Below are 15603 nucleotides of genomic sequence, written 5' to 3' on the forward strand. Positions count from 1 at the left end.
CAACATGGCACACAGGTGCCCGGTACCGTCATACCCACCACCGAGGGGAACCCTCGGCGCGGGAAGCACCGACGCCGGCCACATTGTCCGGCCACATTGTGGGGAGCAAGGCACGGTCCAGGGACCGCAGACCGTGCTCAGGTCCCCCCACATTCACCGGCGACGGCCGGGTGACGGCCAGCCGACGGACGGGTAACGGCCCGGTGACGGCCGGTGGCCGTCACGGGCGGGCCGCTGGAACTCCCGAATAGGCCACGGCGGCCAGCCAGAGACGAACCTCACGCGGGGTACACAGACGAACGACCCGGTGTCCGGCGTGGTGTTCGGCGATGCTGTCGGCGAGACGGTTGCGGCTGGTACTCGGATATCTCCACAGCCACGTGAGAAAAGCGAGGTCGAGCCGTTCCGGGCAGTTCGCGGCGAGGTCGGGACGGTTCCGCCCGTGCCACCGCGCCCAGCGTCGCAGTACTCGTGGGATGGTGATCCGCCGCGGCAGGTCCAGGAACACGATGAGGTCGGCGGCGGGAATGCGCAGGTCCAGCGTGCCGCCGTAGTTCCCGTCCATCACCCATGCGGGCTCGGCGACGAGGTCGGCGACGACGGACCGCCATTGCGCCGTGGGTGTCTCGACCCATCCCGGTTGCCAGAAGTACCGGTCGAGATGCACGAGCGGCAGTCCGGTCTGGCGCGCGAGCTCACGCGCCAGGGTGCTCTTGCCCGCCCCGCCGCTGCCGACGACGAGGATCCGCCGGGCGTCAGAGGGCATCGCTGCCGGCGCGGAGTCACGGCTCGTCCCGAGCGCATTCACCCGGTCAGTGTCCCACTGGTGCGCCCGGCCTGGTGGCGAAACATCGTGCTTCATCCTGACCCGACCGTCACCGCCAAGCCGATGGGGTGAGCCGCCGACGGTGCCAGCGTGTCGTTGATTGACGACGGTAGATCATGTTGCAATCCTCCGGCCTCGGAGAGTTGGCATTGCGTGATGGCTCCACGAACTCCTCCAGCCGGTCGACCGACGTCGGCCGATCACCGTCGACGGCTGACCGTGGCAGCCGGCCAGAGGAGATCATTTCGCGATGAACGATCGAAGGACATTCATCCGTGCCGCCACGGTGGCCACGACCCTCGCGCCCTGGTCGCTCGGCTACCTCGGCGCGGCCACCGCGGCGGGCGCGGCCACCGCGGCGCCGTCCTCCCCACCCGCGCCCACCCGACCCGCCGTCGTGGACATTCCATCCCCGACCGGGGCCTCCGGTCTCCTCACCGGCGGCAACACCGCAGGCCTTTTCGCGGGCTACTGGCAGACCTCATCCTCCGAGCTCAGTGGGTTCGTCTACCACGGCGGTACGGTGCGCGGCCTGCCGGGGAACAGCCGGCCGGCCGCGGTGAGCGAGGCCGGCGTGGTCGTCGGCGAGAACACCACGCGTTACAGCCGGGAGGCGTTCCGCTGGAACCGTGGCGTCTATCAGTCGCTGGGATTCCTCGGCGGCACCCCCAGTCAGGGCGGACAGTCCAGTACCGCGGTCGACGTCAGCGACACCGGATTCATCGTGGGGACCAGCACCACCAATACGGGCGAGCAGCACGCCTACCGGTGGTCGAACGGCACGATGACGGATCTGGGCACGCTTGGCGGACCGTTGAGTTCCGCCGTGGCCGTCACGGTGCAGGGAAGGGTGGTGGGTAACAGCCTCACCCGGGAGGGCGCCAGCCACGGGTTTCTCTGGTCGGCCGGCACAATATCGGATCTCGGGACCCTCGGCGGTTCCTCGACCGTCGTCGCCGACGTGAACAACGCCAGGCAGATCGTGGGGACCAGCGAGACCTCGGACGGCCATTCCCGCGCGTTCCTGTGGGACGGCGGCCGCATGACCGATCTCGGGACCCTCGGCAGTGACCTGCACAGCGAGGCGGTCGCCGTGAACAGGCTCGGTCAGGTGTTGGTGCGCAGCCTCGGATCGTCGGGTGGCGGGTTCCTGTGGATCGCGGGTCGCCGCATCCCGATCACCTCACCGCTCGGCCCGCTGGAGCTTCTCGGCCTCAATGATCACGGTGTGGTGTGCGGGACGGTGCCCTCGGGTCAGGGCAGCCACGCGTTCCGCTGGTACCGCGGCCGGCTGACCGATCTGGGCACCCTCGGAGGACCGGTGAGCACGGGCAACGCCGCCACCCCGAACAACGTCGTGCTCGGTTCCGCGACCACCACGGACTCCCCGTTTCCCCATGCGGCGTTCTGGCCGAACACCGGCGCCTGACGTTCTCGGCGAGCCGTCACAATGGTTTCTCGGTGACGAGGGGCTTCTCGGTGACGAGGGGCTTCTCGGTGACGAGGCCGCCGTTGACGTGCAGCCGGCGGGTCACCGCGACCGTGTCGAGCATGCGCCGATCATGGGTGACGAGTAGCAGGGTGCCCGCATAGCCGGCCAGCGCCTGTTCGAGCTGATCGATCGCCGGAAGGTCGAGGTGGTTGGTGGGTTCGTCGAGCACCAGGCAGTTCACGCCGACCGCCTGCAGCAGCGCGAGCCCCGCCCGGGTGCGTTCTCCCGGCGACAGGGACGCCGCCGGCCGGGTGACCTGATCCGGGCCGAGACCGAACTTCGCGAACAGGGTGCGCACCTCACCCGCCGGCCAACTGGTCGCCCGCTCGGCGACGGCCAGCGCCGTGGCCTCACCCCGGAACAGGCCGCGGGCCTGGTCGATCTCGCCGAGCCGCACGCCGGACCCGAGTGCCTGGTGCCCCCGGGCCAGGGGGATACGGCCGAGCAGCGCACCCAGCATGGTCGTCTTGCCCCCGCCGTTCGGCCCGGTGATCACCACCCGGTCCGCCCACGCGATCGTCAGATCGACCGGCCCCAGGGTGAAGCCCGACCGGGCCACCACCGCGCCGGTCAATGTCGCGACGACATCGCCCGACCGGGGCGCGGCGGCGATCGACATGCGCAGCTGCCATTCCTTGCGGGGCTCCTCGACCTCCGCCAACCGGTCGATGCGGGACTCGATGGACCGGACCCTGGCCGCGCTCTTCGTCGCCGCCTCGATCCGGGCTCCCTTGGCAGCCCGGTCACCGTCGGGCATCCGCCGCTTCGCCCGCACCGAACCCCGCACCGCCTGCTCCCGCTGGCGTTGCGCCTGGGCGACGAGATCGGCTCGCTGGCCGGCGTACTCCTCGTACCGCTCCCGGGCTTGACGCCGCGCGACCTCGCGGGCCTGCAGGTATGCCGTCCATCCGCCAGCGAAGAGGGTGAGGCCGTGCCGGTGCGGATCGAGTTCGGCGACGGTGTCGATGGTGCGGTCGAGGAACTCGCGGTCGTGGCTGACGACGACCAGCGCCCCGGGCACGCCTTGGACGAACCGCTCGAGCCGTTCCAGCCCGTCGAAGTCGAGGTCGTTGGTGGGCTCGTCGAGCAGGGTGATGTCGAACCGGGACAGCAGGACGCCGGCCAGCGATCCCCGGGCGGCCTGCCCGCCGGACAACGCCGTCGTCGGGCTGTCGAGCGCGCCCGCGGGCAGACCGAGATCGGCGCACACCTCTTCGGCGCGGGCGTCGAGGTCGGCCGCGCCGATCGCCAGCCACCGCTCCAGGGCGACGCTGTAGCGGTCGTCGACTCCGGACATGCCAGGAGCCCCGGACGTGCCAGAAGCCCCGGACGTGCCAGAGACCCCGGACATGCCCAGGGCCAACGCCTCGGTCGCGGCGTCGAGCTCGGCCTGCGCCGCGGCGACGCCGGTGCGACGGGCGAGGAAGGCCCGCAGGGTCTCCCCGGGGTTGCGGTCGGGTTCCTGGGGGAGCAGGCCGACGTTGGCGGTCGGCGGCGCGAGATCCACCCGGCCCGCGTCGGGCGTCACCTGCCCGGCGAGGGCACGCAACAGCGTCGACTTACCGACGCCGTTGGGCCCCACCACGCCGAGACGGTCGCCGGGCGCGACGGTGAGGGAGACGCCGTCGAGGACGGTCGCCCCACCGCGGGTGACGGTGAGGCCGGACGCGACGAGGGTGGCGGACATCTGACCAGTCTGGCGCATGGACGACGCATCGCGTCCCGCCCCCTGTGGTCGCCTCCATCCGGTGGGATCCTACGGTGGGACCGTGCGGCTGACCGACGTCGAGGCCCGCACCCGGTTCACCGCGGCGCGGGTCGCCCGGCTCGCCACCGCCGGTGGCGACGGACGTCCACACATCGTGCCCGTCACCTTCGCCGTGAACGCGGGCGCCGTGAACGCGGGCGCCGCCAGCGTCGTCACCGCAGTCGATCACAAACCGAAGAGCACGCTCGGGGGTCTGCGGCGCCTGCGCAACATCACCGAGAATCCTCAGGTCAGCCTGCTCGTCGACGCCTACGACGACGACTGGTCGCGGCTGTGGTGGGCGCGCGCCGACGGCGAGGCCCGCATCGTCCGGGCGGGAGAACCCGGACACGCCCCCGCCGTCGAACTGCTCATCGCCCGATATGACCAGTACCAGGCTGCCCCGCCCGCCGGGCCGGCAATCATCGTGACGGTGGCCCGCTGGTCAGGGTGGGCCTTCTCGGCGTAGCCGGCTGTTGACATCGCCCTCAGCGCGGGCCGGTTTCGGTCGTACCCGGCGCCCGCGGGCGGTCCCAGCCGGGAGGCAGGGTATCCGGTGTGCGCCAGGACGGGTCCGGCTGGAAATCGCACCAGGTGCCGTCGAACGGGAACGCCCTCGCCTCGACGAGCCGCAGCAGCCGCTCGCCCTCGGCCCGCACCGCCGCCGCGTCGGTGACCCAGTAGTGCTCGGGAAACGCGAGCCGTTCCGCGAGCTCGTGCTCGTCCTTCCACTGCCAGGTCCGGTCCGGGCAGACCCACAGGTCGAGGTCGTGGTCGGTCGTATCCACCCCGACGAGTCCGTCGTAGCGCCAGGCCACGGCGGGTGCCTCGAGATTGATGTACCAACGGGCGAACCGCCCCTGCCGGTCCCAGAACCACCACACCGAGTGTGCGCCCGCCGGCGGGATCAGCATGAGGATGTTCGGCCCAGGCCAGGGCCTCGTCACCAGCACCGTAGATTGGCGGATCCATTCGGCGAACGGCATGTCGCGCAGGCCGCGACCGTCCGTGCTCAGCTCGACGGCCATCGGGCAGCCGTGCGGGATCCACAGCCGCAGGCCGCGCTCATCGTGGCCGACCACGTGACCCGCGCGGACGAAGACGAGCCGCTTGGTGGTGAACGACCGGTGCACGACCACTTCGCCCGGGACAAATCCGCCCGGGACGAACGGACCCGCCGGTGCGGCGCCCGAAGCGGGCGGTGGCGATGCCTGGGGACCGGGATGGGGACCAGCCTGGGAACCGGGATCGTACGCCACGGGGCTTTCCGGCTTCGTCACCGTCCGACTGTACGGTGCCGCCCCGCCCCGGCGTGTCCCCCGCCACAACCTCACAACAGACGGGATGGGACGCTCGTGACGGTCGATTCCGCCGTCGATCAACCGACGGCACCGGCCAGCAGCTCCCGGACGACGGGCACCATCGGATGCTCCATCCCCCAGACCCTGAGCAGATCGGCGAGCAGCGCCGATAGGGTCTCGGTGGCCGACGCCCGATGGCCGGCGCCGAGCTGCAACAGCCCGATCTGCCGTCGCAGCTCGAAGACCTGGGCGTCGTCCGCACCGAACACCCTGATCTCGTCCTCCAGCAGCCCACGAAGCTGTTCGAGCGCCTGGCCGGTCTCACCGATCAGGGCCCGGCAGGTCGCCTCCCGCAGACGGCAGCGCAGAACCCGCTCGCTGTCCGGAGCGTCCCGGTGGACGAGATCGACGAGAAGCGTGCGGTAGCCGTCCACGGCGCGGCGGAAGTCACCGCCCTCGAACAGGTGGTCCGCCAGATCGAGACGGAGCGCGAGCACGTCCGCGCTGTCGTGGCCGAGGGCACGACCGGCCCGGTCCACCGCCGCCGCCAGCACACCGGCGGCCTGGCTGTAGCGGGAAGCCCGGGCCAACGTCCGAGCCTCGTCCCGGGCACGACGAAGCTCGGACCGCCCGACCCCGCCACCGGATTCCCCGGGCGGTCCAGCGGCGGATCCCCGTGTGGAGGCGGCGGTGTTCCGGGCCGCCCCGCGCGGTACCACCCGGCCCGCGACCGCCGCGTACATCCGTACCGGGTTGTCCACGGCGTCGTCGACGGCCCCGGGAAGCGGGCCGAGGTCCACCACGGATCCGATCAACGCCGCGTACACCTTCTCCACGCCGCACGGGCGATCCTCCGGTGCCTTGCTCAGCATCGCGGCGACCAGCTCGTCGAGGCCGCGCGGCACGTCGGCGCGCAGCGACCGCACCCGCGCCGGGACCTCCTCGACCTGCTTGTTCATCACCGTGTAGGACGACGCACCGGCGAACAGCCGCTGACCGGTCAACATCTCGAACAGCGTGGCACCCAGCGCGTAGATGTCGGTGGCGGGCGTGCTCAGGCCGGCAAGCACCTGCTCGGGCGCCATGTAGGCAGGGCTGCCGAGGTGCTGGCCGGTCACCGTGATCTTCGACAGGTTGGTCCGGTCGAGCGCAACGGCAAGCCCGAAGTCCAGCACCTTCACGGTACCGTCCGGCTCCAGCATCAGATTCGCCGGTTTGAGGTCGCGGTGCACGAGCGACGCCCGATGCGCCACCGCGAGCACCGAGGCCACCTGGGCGGCAATCGCGGCGGCCCAGCCGACGGGCAGCGCGCCTTGCTCGGCGACGAGATCCGCCACGCTGAGGCCGTGCACCCGCTGCATGACCAGGTAGGGACGCTCCTCGTGGGTACCCGCGTCGTACACCGCCGGCACCCCCGGATGCAGCAGGCGGGCGGTGATGCGGGACTCCCGGATGAACCGGCGGATCAGCTCCTGGTCGGGCTGGCCGTCGGGAAAACGGACGAACTTGACCGCGATCTCCCGGTCGAGTTTCACATCCCGGCCGACCCAGACCTCACCCATTCCGCCCTTGGCCAATGGAACAGCCTCGAGCTCATACCGCCTGTCGATCATCCACCGCGCGGCCACCGTGCCCCCGTCCCTTCCCGCCCGATCCCCGGGAACACTACCCCCACCCGGAAACGGCATCGGCCACGGCATTGTCGGCCGGCCACGGCATTGTCGAGTTGCTGATCCGGGCTGCACCGCGCCGCCTTCAGCGTCACCAGGAGAAGGCTTCGGCCGGACCTGTGTACCGGGCAGGGGTGTCATTACCCGGGACCTGTCTCCCCGCCCCGCAGGCTTCCGTCGGCGATTCCGAGATGACCGAGCCGGACGATGGTCTCGGCCAGTTCCACCGCGTTGCGCAGCGACTTCTCGACCATCGTGAGGCGCTGGAAGTCGAGCCCCCGGGAACGCTGTTCGGCCAGCGGGAGAACCGGTATCCGGACCCGCCGCGGGTCGGCGCGCGGCGACGATCCACCCGAGCGACCGGCGGCCTGGGCATCCGCGCCACCACCGGATCGCCCGTGCGCCCGATGGCCTGCCGCCCGCAGGATCCCGGCCAGGAAGTACGGATCGAGCCGGTCGGGATCGCCCCGCAGGAGCACCACCCGCGGCCCGAGAACGGCGCCCGCGTCCTCGACGACTCGGGCCATGCTCTCCCCCGACGCCGTCACACAGACGACGTCGCCGGGCCGGAGAACGAGCATTCCGGCCAGTTCCTCCGTCCGGCTCGACGGGCCCCGCCCATGCCGGACATCGCCCGCGGTGAGCAACGGCAGGTCACCGACCCCGGCCCTGGTCTGCAACGGGGCCATCAGGATCGTCAACGATCCGGCTTTTGCCAACTCACCGATCGTGACGCTCGACGTGACGCTCAACGAAGCCGGCCGGTCCGCCGGTCCGGATCCCCTCGGTGGGGTCAGGAGGGGAACCGCCGAGGACAACGAGGCCACCGTCGCCAGGAAATCCTCCCGGACAGCGGGGAATTCACCGACCGCGGGAAATTCACCGACAGCGGTTCTTTCCGGAGGATGGTCGATGTAGCGTCGCGGGCTCACGTCGACCTCGTCGTCGAGGAGGTCCGCAACGCATATCCGCCGGAATCCCGCCGGCAGATCGGCGTCGTCGGCCACCTGGTCCGCCTGGGCGGCGGTGTCGCCGCCGAACCCGCCAGCGGCGACGAACAACGCCCAGGCCGCTTCGACGACGGCGATCTCATCGCGCGCCAGGCCCAGCAGCACCTGAGCGGGCGTCGCCCCGGCCCCGCCGGCACCGGCATCGGAACCGGCACCGGCATCGGAACCGGCACCGGCATCGGGGCCGGCCCCGGCATCGGGGCCGGCCCCGCGGCGGAGCACCCACAGATCCGGGGCCGATCCCGCCGGGAACAGGCCGGGCGGCAGCCCCAGCACGGCGCGCAACTCCCCGGCGCGCAGCAGGTTCGCCCTGATGCGGCGCCCGGCACGGCGCGACGCGGCGGCCGCCGGCATGATGACCAGCACCTGCGCGCCGTCCCGGGCGTGCGCCAGGCAGTACTGCACCCAGGCCAGCTCGGGTTCCCCCCGCGGTGGAACACCGTGGCGCCACCACGGCGCGCCGAGCAGCTCGTCGTAGCCCCAGGAACGCTGCCCGAACGGCGGGGCGCACAGGACCGCGTCGGCCCGTTCCCCGGCGAAGGTGCCGGCGAGCAGCGAATCGCCCGCGACGATCCGCGCGTCACCACCCCGCAGCAGCAGTCCGACGGCGCTCACCCGCGCCATCGTCGGGTTGACATCCTGGCCGAGCAGGCGGCCCGCCCCCGCGGCCCGGGCGGCCTCCAACAGCCCGCCGATCCCGCAGGCCGGGTCGAGCACCGTGGCGGCCCCCGACCGGCCGCGCAGGCCGGCGAGGGTCACCATCAGCTCCCCGACCGCCCGCGGAGGCTCCGCCACCTGCCGGGAGCAGACCTCGCGGTAGCGGGCGCGCAGCGCGTCGAAGAGCTCCGCGTGGCCGTGCCGGTCCGCCGCCTCGGCGGCGACCCGGGCGATCGCCACCCACCCGGTCTCCCAGGTATCGGGGAAACCACCGGGAAGCTCCGGCACGGCGCGGGCGATCGCCGGTTCCAGGGATACGGCCGCCACCGCGTCGCTCTCCCCGAGCAGTGCCGTGGCGCCCGCGGGATCCCGCTGACGATAAATGAGGAAACCCCCGAGATGGCCGGTCACCTCACCGAGGCGTGGATCATCGACGGCCCCCCGGATCCGCTGCCACACCTGGTCGGCCGCCTCGACCTGGAACGGTCGGTCATGCCGGGCGAGCCAGTCCGCCACGGAGGCCAGCGCGAACAGCGGGCTGGTCGACGTCCCCCCGACGGGTGCGGGAAAGTCGGCGAACCGGCGCCGCCAGTTACTGACCGCGGCCCGCCCGACTCCGGCCAGCCGGGCGATGTCGGTGGCGGTGACCGTGGCCGTGTCTGCGGCCGTGGCCGTGGCCGTGGCCGTGGCCGTGACAGCCGCGGAGCTCGCCGTGTCCCGACCGCTGGTCTTCACCGGCAGCCCGTTCACGGCAGCCCGCCGAACAGGGCGAGGGCGCGGTCCTGCGGCTCGTCTCCGAGGGGCACGACGAACCGGCGGTCGAGGAAGCGGTTGCCACGCTCGCAGGTCGTCTCGGACACGAACAGGCAGACGTGGCAGGCGGCTCCGTGCAGGAAGTCGGCGGGCGCCGACGGCAGCCGCTCGGCGCACAGCGGATCGGACGAGCAGTGCCGGGCGTCGGCGAGGGCCCGGCGGGTCAGCCGGAGCAGCTGGTCGGGCTCGGCCAGCGACACCAGCCCGCCCAGGGTGCCCTCCGCGTCCGGGACGGCCGTGTAGATGAGGATGCCGCCGCGCGGGTCGCCGTCGTCCCCGGCGTAGATGCGTTCGCTCAGGCTGGCCGAGCTGTAGCCGCACTCCAGCGCGATAGTCCGGATAAGCAGGTGGGACAGGGTGTGCAGGGCGAGGAAGCGCTCCCCGGGCCAGCCCTGCATGGGGTCGAAGTCCCCGGCGATCCGGTCGGAGTAGCGGTTCACCCGGAATCGGCTGTAGGCGTCGCGGTGCTCGCGCATCGCGACACTGTCCGCGACGCGGCGCGCCCACGGGCCGAGGATCTCCTCGGGCACCCGCAGGAACATGCCCTCGCCGCGGACCTCGCTCGCCGGTACCCAGGAAGCCGGCCCACGGGCCAGCGGCGCCCGGATGACGAGGTCGGGGTCGTCCGGGTCGGGCGCGTCCAGCCGGGTGAACCCGGTCAGCGCCCGTACCTCCCGCAGGCGTTCGGCCTGCACGACGTCGGCGTAGCAGCCGGCAAGCGGTGCCGGCACACCGCCGGGCTCGCGGCGCAGGGCGAAATCGTCGGTGGGTTCCGGGAGGACGGCGGAGGAGAAGATCTCCCATTCCGGGGTGCGCAGATCCGGGTAGGCCCGCTCGCCGTCGGCGTCGGAACCCGGGGCCGGGCCGGTTTCGATCGCGGCGCGATGCCGCTCGACCGCGGCCCAGATCTCGGCGTTCGACCACTTCTCCAGCTGACGGAACACCGGGATCGGCGCTGAGCGGGCAAAGTCCAGAATCGCCATATTGTTGATCTTTTCGAAGACCTCCCAGTGCTGTTCGACCTTGACCGCCAGCTCGCTGGCGCCAGTCCGCGGCACCGACAGCACCGACAGCGTCTGGGCGAACCACTGGTTGGAGGCGCCGACGACGAGCAGGCGGGACTCCTGCGGGCACCCGCCATCGGCGAAGGTCCCCAGGTGGGGATGGCGGCCCCGGCAGCGTGGCAGGTGCCCCGCACCGCGACGACCCATGGCCTCCCGGATGTTGCGCCGGGCGTCGCAGTTCACGCACCGGATCTCGACGTTGGCGCCGAGGTTGCCGCCACGGTCCTCCATCCGCAGCCGGGGATGACTCGCCCTGGCGCACTGCGCGCCCCGGTGCACGAACATCGGGTAGGGGAAGTCGTCGAGATGACCCGCGGTGCAGGCGAGCACGAAACGGGCCGCCACCGCGAGCGGCCGGCGGCCGGTCTTCTTCCGCCCGCAGGTGCCGTGGAAGAAGCGGGCGTCCTGGGGCCGGGTCAGCCACGGGTTCTCGAACCCGAACGCGCGGGAGGCGATCACGTCCAGCTCGTTGCAGGCGGTGCAGCGCAGCCAGTTCGGGAACGGCACGGTGGGCACGCCGATGCGGGCGCCCTGCCCGCTGCGGTCGCCCGCATCGGTCTCCGCCCATGGGGCCGGGCGCAGCTCGGTGACGCCCCGGTCGTACAGCCGCCGCACGGCGGCGAGCAACCGCGGCTCGACGATCGGCTGGTACTCGGGGACGTTGCGGTAGTCCCAGTCGTCAACGCCGCGGACGATCGCGGAGAAGTTCGGCAGGTCGACGAGCGCGCCGACACCGCTGGTGAACATCAGGTGGCTGGGCCGGACCGCGCCGACCCGCCGGTGGAACGCCGTGACCATCAGATACCCCTCCCCGGGAGCGCTGCGCGGGCCGACCGCGCCGGACGGCCCGCCCGTGCCGCCGCGAAGGCCGTCTCCCCCAGCTCGTCCCCGACCGGGGCGGCCTCGTCGTCCACCTCGTCCCTGTCGTCCACCTCGCTGCTCCCGATCTCACCGCTGCTGCCGATCTCACCGCCGCTGCCGATCTCACCGCCGCTGCCGATCTCACCGGTACCGTCGGCGTCCGGCGGCGCGCCGAACGCCCAGCCCGGCTCGCCGTAGGCGGGGGTGAAGATCTCGGCGGGGCCGGGCACCAGCAGGTTGATCTCGCGCTCGGTCTCCCGCATCGACTGGGCGACGGTGAGAACGTCCCAGCGGACGTGCCCGGCGGGCTCCAGCAGGCCGGTGACCCGCTGCTGTCCCCCGGCCGTGCGATAACCGATGCGGGACGGGCCCGTCCTCGTCAGCTCCCACCTCTCGATCAGCTGCCGGATCCGTTCTTCGAGGTACTCCCGGCCGCGCGGCCCGGCGACGGCCTCGGCGCGGGCCAGCAGCCGGTCGATCACTCCACTGACCGTCGGGCCGGCGAGGTCCACGTCGTGGGCGTTGACGTTGCGAGTGTTCGCCTCGTCGGCGTGCCGGACGGCGGCGACGAACGTGCCGGTGGCGGTCCGGTCGAGGGAGCGGCGGGTGAACGGGGTCACGGACAGCGCCTCCACCTGCCGGTAGAAGGTCGCATGGTAGTACTCGAAGTCCTCGTAGTGAGCGAGATCCCGCGGCCGGGCCCAGTTGTACAGGGTGACGACAAGACCCGGGCGGCCGGCGTCCCGGCCGACCCGGGAGGACGCCTGGATGTACTCGGCGGTGTTCTTCGGCTGGCCGATCACGGCCATCAGCCCGAACCGGGAGACGTCCACCCCGACCTGGAGCATCGAAGTCGCGAGCACCACGTCGACCGGGATCCGGTCCTGGTTGCTCCGGGCGCGGGTGCGCTCGGCGAGGGGGTGCGGTGCCCGCCGGTCCCGCTCCCTGCTCCGGAACGATGCGCGGACGTTCTCGGCGACGGCCTCCCGCCGCGCGGAGGTGTCGAGCTCGGGGTCGAAGGGGATCTCCAGGCGGCCCAGCACCTCGCTGATGTCCGCCGACGAGACCCGGGAGGTCAGCTCCGAGATCGCGAGCATGCCGGTACCGGTGACGATGCGGTTGGCGAGCCCCTTGCGCCGGCCGTGGGTACGCACCCGGGTGGTGACGTCGTCGTCGAGGTAGCGGCGCATGCCGGCGAGCTCGCGAGTGGCGTTGAAGTAGCCGACGAGGGTCAGATAGGGCTCGGCGGGGGTGCCGTGCCGGTCGAACAGGGTCTGGCCGGCGAGGAGCAGGATCTCGGCGAGGCGGATCTCGGCGGACTTCATCCTCGTCCCGTGCGCGCAGACGCCGAGGTAGCGCCGGCCCGGGGTGGCGGGGGTGACCGGGACCCGCCGGGAGAAGAACGTATCGGTCACGTCGATCACCTGGGGCGGGAAGACGGCGAGGCCGCGGCCGAAGACGCCGAGCACCTGGTCGCGAGCCCGCCTGGTGGTCGCCGTCGAGGCCACGATCTTCGGGCCGGTGAGCGCGCCGGCCGGGACCGGCCAGGTGCACAGCTCGTCGACCGCGCTCTCGAACAGGCCGACGGTGGTGCCGAGCGCACCGGAGATCAGATGCAGCTCGTCCTGAATGATCAGATCGGGCGGGCGCAGCCGGACGACCGGCTCGCTGGTCACGGCGGGCCGCCTGCCGCGGCTGTGGTGACGCTCGCCGCAGCCGGTGCGGGCGTCGAGGTCGTCGTGGCGGTACCCGTGCCGGGGACAGCGTCGGCTCACCCGGCCGAACAGGATCCCCGCCTCGCCGCGCCAGGGCAGCTGGGCGAGTTTGTCGACGGTGGCGATGACCAGGCTCGGGGCGTAGCGGTAGATCTCCTCGTCGACGGTGAGCACCGGCAGGCCCTCGTCGGGCGCCGCCCGCCGGGAGAACGGGCAGGCGTCGGCCCCCTCGCCGTTCGGGCAGTACAGCAGCACCCGGCGGAGGTCCTCGTCGACGTGGGCGTCGGTATGGGCCCCGAGCGCGCTGCCGCACCACGGGCAGCCCAGGGTCTGCAGGACGTTGGCCCGCTTGCCGTCGCCGGCCTCGCGCGCCTCGCCGACCTGGTCGCGGGCGTCCTCGAACCGGTTCGGGGACACCCCGCCGCCGACCCACAGACCGATGCGGAACGGCGTGGCACCCCAGGTCGCCGGGTCCGCACGGCGCTGCACCTCGGCGGCGCAGACCAGGGTGGCGGCCCGCTGGAACTGCTGGGCGGTGAGCAGCCGCAGCGTGTACCGCATGAGGACGGCGACCCCGGCCTCGCCGGAGCGGGCCGCGGCGCCGGTGCCGACGGTCCCCTGTAGGCGGCGGATCGCGAAGGTGTAGGCGGTCAGGCCGAGGTAGGCCTCGGTCTTGCCGCCGCCGGTGGGGAAGAACAGCAGGTCGACGACGGCGGTGGCGTCCGCGGCCCGCTCCGGGTGCGCCGGGTCGGTCAGGGAGGGCAGGTTGAGCAGCACGAAGCCGAGCTGGAACGGCCGCCAGGAGGCCTCCCCCGCGCCCCGGGCCCGCACAGCAGCGGCGGCCGCAGCGTAGTCCAGCCCCTGCTCGTCGCGCAGCCGGGCGATCGCCGTGTGCCGGCGCTGGGCGGCCATCGCCTCGTTGGCGAACTGGAACGCGGCCAGCGCCTCGCGGTGGCGCGGCTGGTCCTGGTCGGTGAGCAGGGCGATACCGGCCCGGATACGGTCCGCCGCTCGGCGGGCGTCGCCGATTGCCGTGCGAGCGGCCGGGCGCAGCCGCGCCGGCAGGCCCGCGACCTCGGCCTCGCGCTCGTCGAGCCAGGATGCGTAACCGTCGGCGAGGGGCGTCAACCCGCGCCGCAGGGCGGCGGGCCCGGCCACGGCGAGAGTGTCCATGGCCAGTTCGACCCCGGCCAGCGGCGTGCCGGGCCCGGCGGGCGCGACCGTCGCCGGCACGTCGTAGGTGGGCAGCCAGGTGGTCTCCAGCCGGTGGGCGCACCGCTCACCGGGCCGGACGTGCGGATGCACCGCGACATTGCGACCGGTCGCGTAGCGACGCTCCCCCCGGTACAGCAGCTGGAGATGCAGATCCTCGTGATCCGCGTCGAGGGGCGGCGCGCCGGCGAGCGGCGCGCCGCCCTCGGGGGAGCCGGGGCCGGGGCCGAAACCGAGACCGGGGCCGGACCACTCGTCCGCGGGATCGTCGACGGGCAGGAAGACGGCGCGCGCGCCGTCCAGCGCGGTCACCGACAGCGTCGGCTGGAACAGCCACGCCGTGTCCGCGGACGAGTGCGGCTCCGGTTGGCTGTTGACCAGCGTCAGCTCGACGACGCGACGGGCACCGCGCTCGCGGACGGCGACGACGAGGAAGACCCCGGTCTCGTCGTCGCCGACGAGCGGCATCCGCCGAGAACCGGCGCCCAGGTGATCGTCCAGGCGGATCTCCCGGTTCGCGAAGACCACCGGTTCGCGGGTCCACGCGCTGCGCTTGCGGCCCTCGTCGTCCTCCACCTCCCGCTTGGTGTAATGCCCCCAGGCCGCCGTGACGGCGAGGACGTCGACCGGATCCGTGCCGTCGGTTCCGGCCGGCACGTCAGTTCCGGCCGGCACGGCGAAGGAGAGTCCCATCGACGACGCCCAGATCCGCCCCCGGTTCTGCGGGGTGGCGATCTCCGGCAGGTCGGCGTCCGCGTCGCCCTGCACAGCCGTCTCCGTGTCGGCGACGACGTCCGCGGCGGCGGCCTCCCGGGCACCGCGCGGAGCCGGCTTCGGCCCGAGCATGCCGACGAGGTACCGCTCGCGCGGGCCCATCGCCCTGGGGTGGAACTGCTCGCGCTCGCCGCCCCACGGGCCGAGCAGATCCCGGCGGACGAGTTCGGCGAAGGCATCCCGGACCTCATAGGACGCCGCCGGCTCGAAGAGCTGTGGCGCGTCGAGGACCTCCGCGGCCGTACGGCCGTCGGCGCCCGCACCGGCCCCGTCGCCCGCACCGGTGCCGTCGCCCGCCGCGCCCCCCGGCGCGGCAGGCGACGGCGGCGCCCCCAGCGCCCCTGGGATCCCCCGCGGCACGGGGAACAGCCCACCCTCGGCCTCCGGCTCCACCACGGCGCGTCTCCCCCCTCGGCATCCACCGGGCCTCGACGACCCGCCACGAATGCTGTGCCCTCGAT

Annotated in this window: 9 protein-coding genes; 2 read left to right on the plus strand and 7 right to left on the minus strand. The window is 72.8% G+C overall.

The features are described 5' to 3' along the window. Positions 1–220 precede the first annotated feature (220 nt). Positions 221–862, minus strand: coding sequence for an adenylate kinase (locus tag BMG523DRAFT_RS10095; protein ID WP_232235078.1), 642 nt, complete (start codon positions 860–862; stop codon positions 221–223). Between the two features lie 214 nt (positions 863–1076). Here BMG523DRAFT_RS10095 and BMG523DRAFT_RS10100 point away from each other — a divergent pair, with 214 nt between their 5' ends. Further along, positions 1077–2255, plus strand: coding sequence for an HAF repeat-containing protein (locus tag BMG523DRAFT_RS10100; protein WP_011437066.1), 1179 nt, complete (start codon positions 1077–1079; stop codon positions 2253–2255). A gap of 16 nt (positions 2256–2271) precedes the next feature. Here the strand turns inward: BMG523DRAFT_RS10100 and BMG523DRAFT_RS10105 are convergent, their stop codons facing one another. Then, positions 2272–4005 carry an ABC-F family ATP-binding cassette domain-containing protein gene (locus BMG523DRAFT_RS10105; RefSeq protein ID WP_051623811.1) on the minus strand — a complete coding sequence of 578 codons (1734 nt, stop codon included), beginning with the start codon at positions 4003–4005 and terminating at the stop codon, positions 2272–2274. Positions 4006–4087: 82 nt separating this feature from the next. On the opposite strand from BMG523DRAFT_RS10105, the gene BMG523DRAFT_RS10110 reads away from it, so the two are divergent. After that, complete coding sequence (locus BMG523DRAFT_RS10110; RefSeq protein WP_023841047.1) at positions 4088–4534, plus strand: TIGR03668 family PPOX class F420-dependent oxidoreductase; 447 nt, start codon at positions 4088–4090, stop codon at positions 4532–4534. A gap of 19 nt (positions 4535–4553) precedes the next feature. On the opposite strand, the gene BMG523DRAFT_RS10115 is transcribed toward BMG523DRAFT_RS10110, so the two are convergent. The 5 genes from BMG523DRAFT_RS10115 to drmA all read right to left on the minus strand — a co-directional run bounded on the left by BMG523DRAFT_RS10115 (position 4554) and on the right by drmA (position 15535). Then, positions 4554–5204 (minus strand): DUF402 domain-containing protein, encoded by a 651-nt coding sequence (locus BMG523DRAFT_RS10115; protein WP_035941618.1) that lies wholly within the window; start codon positions 5202–5204, stop codon positions 4554–4556. A 239-nt stretch (positions 5205–5443) separates the two neighbouring features. After that, positions 5444–6979 carry a serine/threonine-protein kinase gene (locus BMG523DRAFT_RS10120; RefSeq protein WP_035732424.1) on the minus strand — a complete coding sequence of 512 codons (1536 nt, stop codon included), beginning with the start codon at positions 6977–6979 and terminating at the stop codon, positions 5444–5446. A 197-nt stretch (positions 6980–7176) separates the two neighbouring features. Then, positions 7177–9438 carry a class I SAM-dependent DNA methyltransferase gene (locus BMG523DRAFT_RS10125; RefSeq protein ID WP_235463047.1) on the minus strand — a complete coding sequence of 754 codons (2262 nt, stop codon included), beginning with the start codon at positions 9436–9438 and terminating at the stop codon, positions 7177–7179. Positions 9439–9449: 11 nt separating this feature from the next. Further along, positions 9450–11378 carry a DUF1998 domain-containing protein gene (gene drmB, locus BMG523DRAFT_RS10130; RefSeq protein WP_011437072.1) on the minus strand — a complete coding sequence of 643 codons (1929 nt, stop codon included), beginning with the start codon at positions 11376–11378 and terminating at the stop codon, positions 9450–9452. Next, the gene (gene drmA, locus BMG523DRAFT_RS10135) at positions 11378–15535 is read right to left on the minus strand and encodes a DISARM system helicase DrmA (RefSeq protein ID WP_368671094.1); all 4158 of its coding nucleotides are present in this window, start codon (positions 15533–15535) and stop codon (positions 11378–11380) included. Before drmA ends, drmB begins: the two co-directional genes overlap by 1 nt. Between the last annotated feature and the right edge of the window lie 68 nt (positions 15536–15603).

Origin of the sequence: Frankia sp. BMG5.23 (assembly GCF_000685765.2) — a bacterium.
GTDB lineage: Bacteria > Actinomycetota > Actinomycetes > Frankiales > Frankiaceae > Frankia > Frankia casuarinae.

Bases quoted from the DNA above. Each gene is read 5' to 3' on its own strand.
- BMG523DRAFT_RS10095 (WP_232235078.1), bottom strand. From the start codon at position 862: ATGAAGCACGATGTTTCGCCACCAGGCCGGGCGCACCAGTGGGACACT.
- BMG523DRAFT_RS10100 (WP_011437066.1), top strand. From the start codon at position 1,077: ATGAACGATCGAAGGACATTCATCCGTGCCGCCACGGTGGCCACGACC.
- BMG523DRAFT_RS10105 (WP_051623811.1), bottom strand. From the start codon at position 4,005: ATGTCCGCCACCCTCGTCGCGTCCGGCCTCACCGTCACCCGCGGTGGG.
- BMG523DRAFT_RS10120 (WP_035732424.1), bottom strand. From the start codon at position 6,979: ATGATCGACAGGCGGTATGAGCTCGAGGCTGTTCCATTGGCCAAGGGC.
- drmB (WP_011437072.1), bottom strand. From the start codon at position 11,378: ATGGTCACGGCGTTCCACCGGCGGGTCGGCGCGGTCCGGCCCAGCCAC.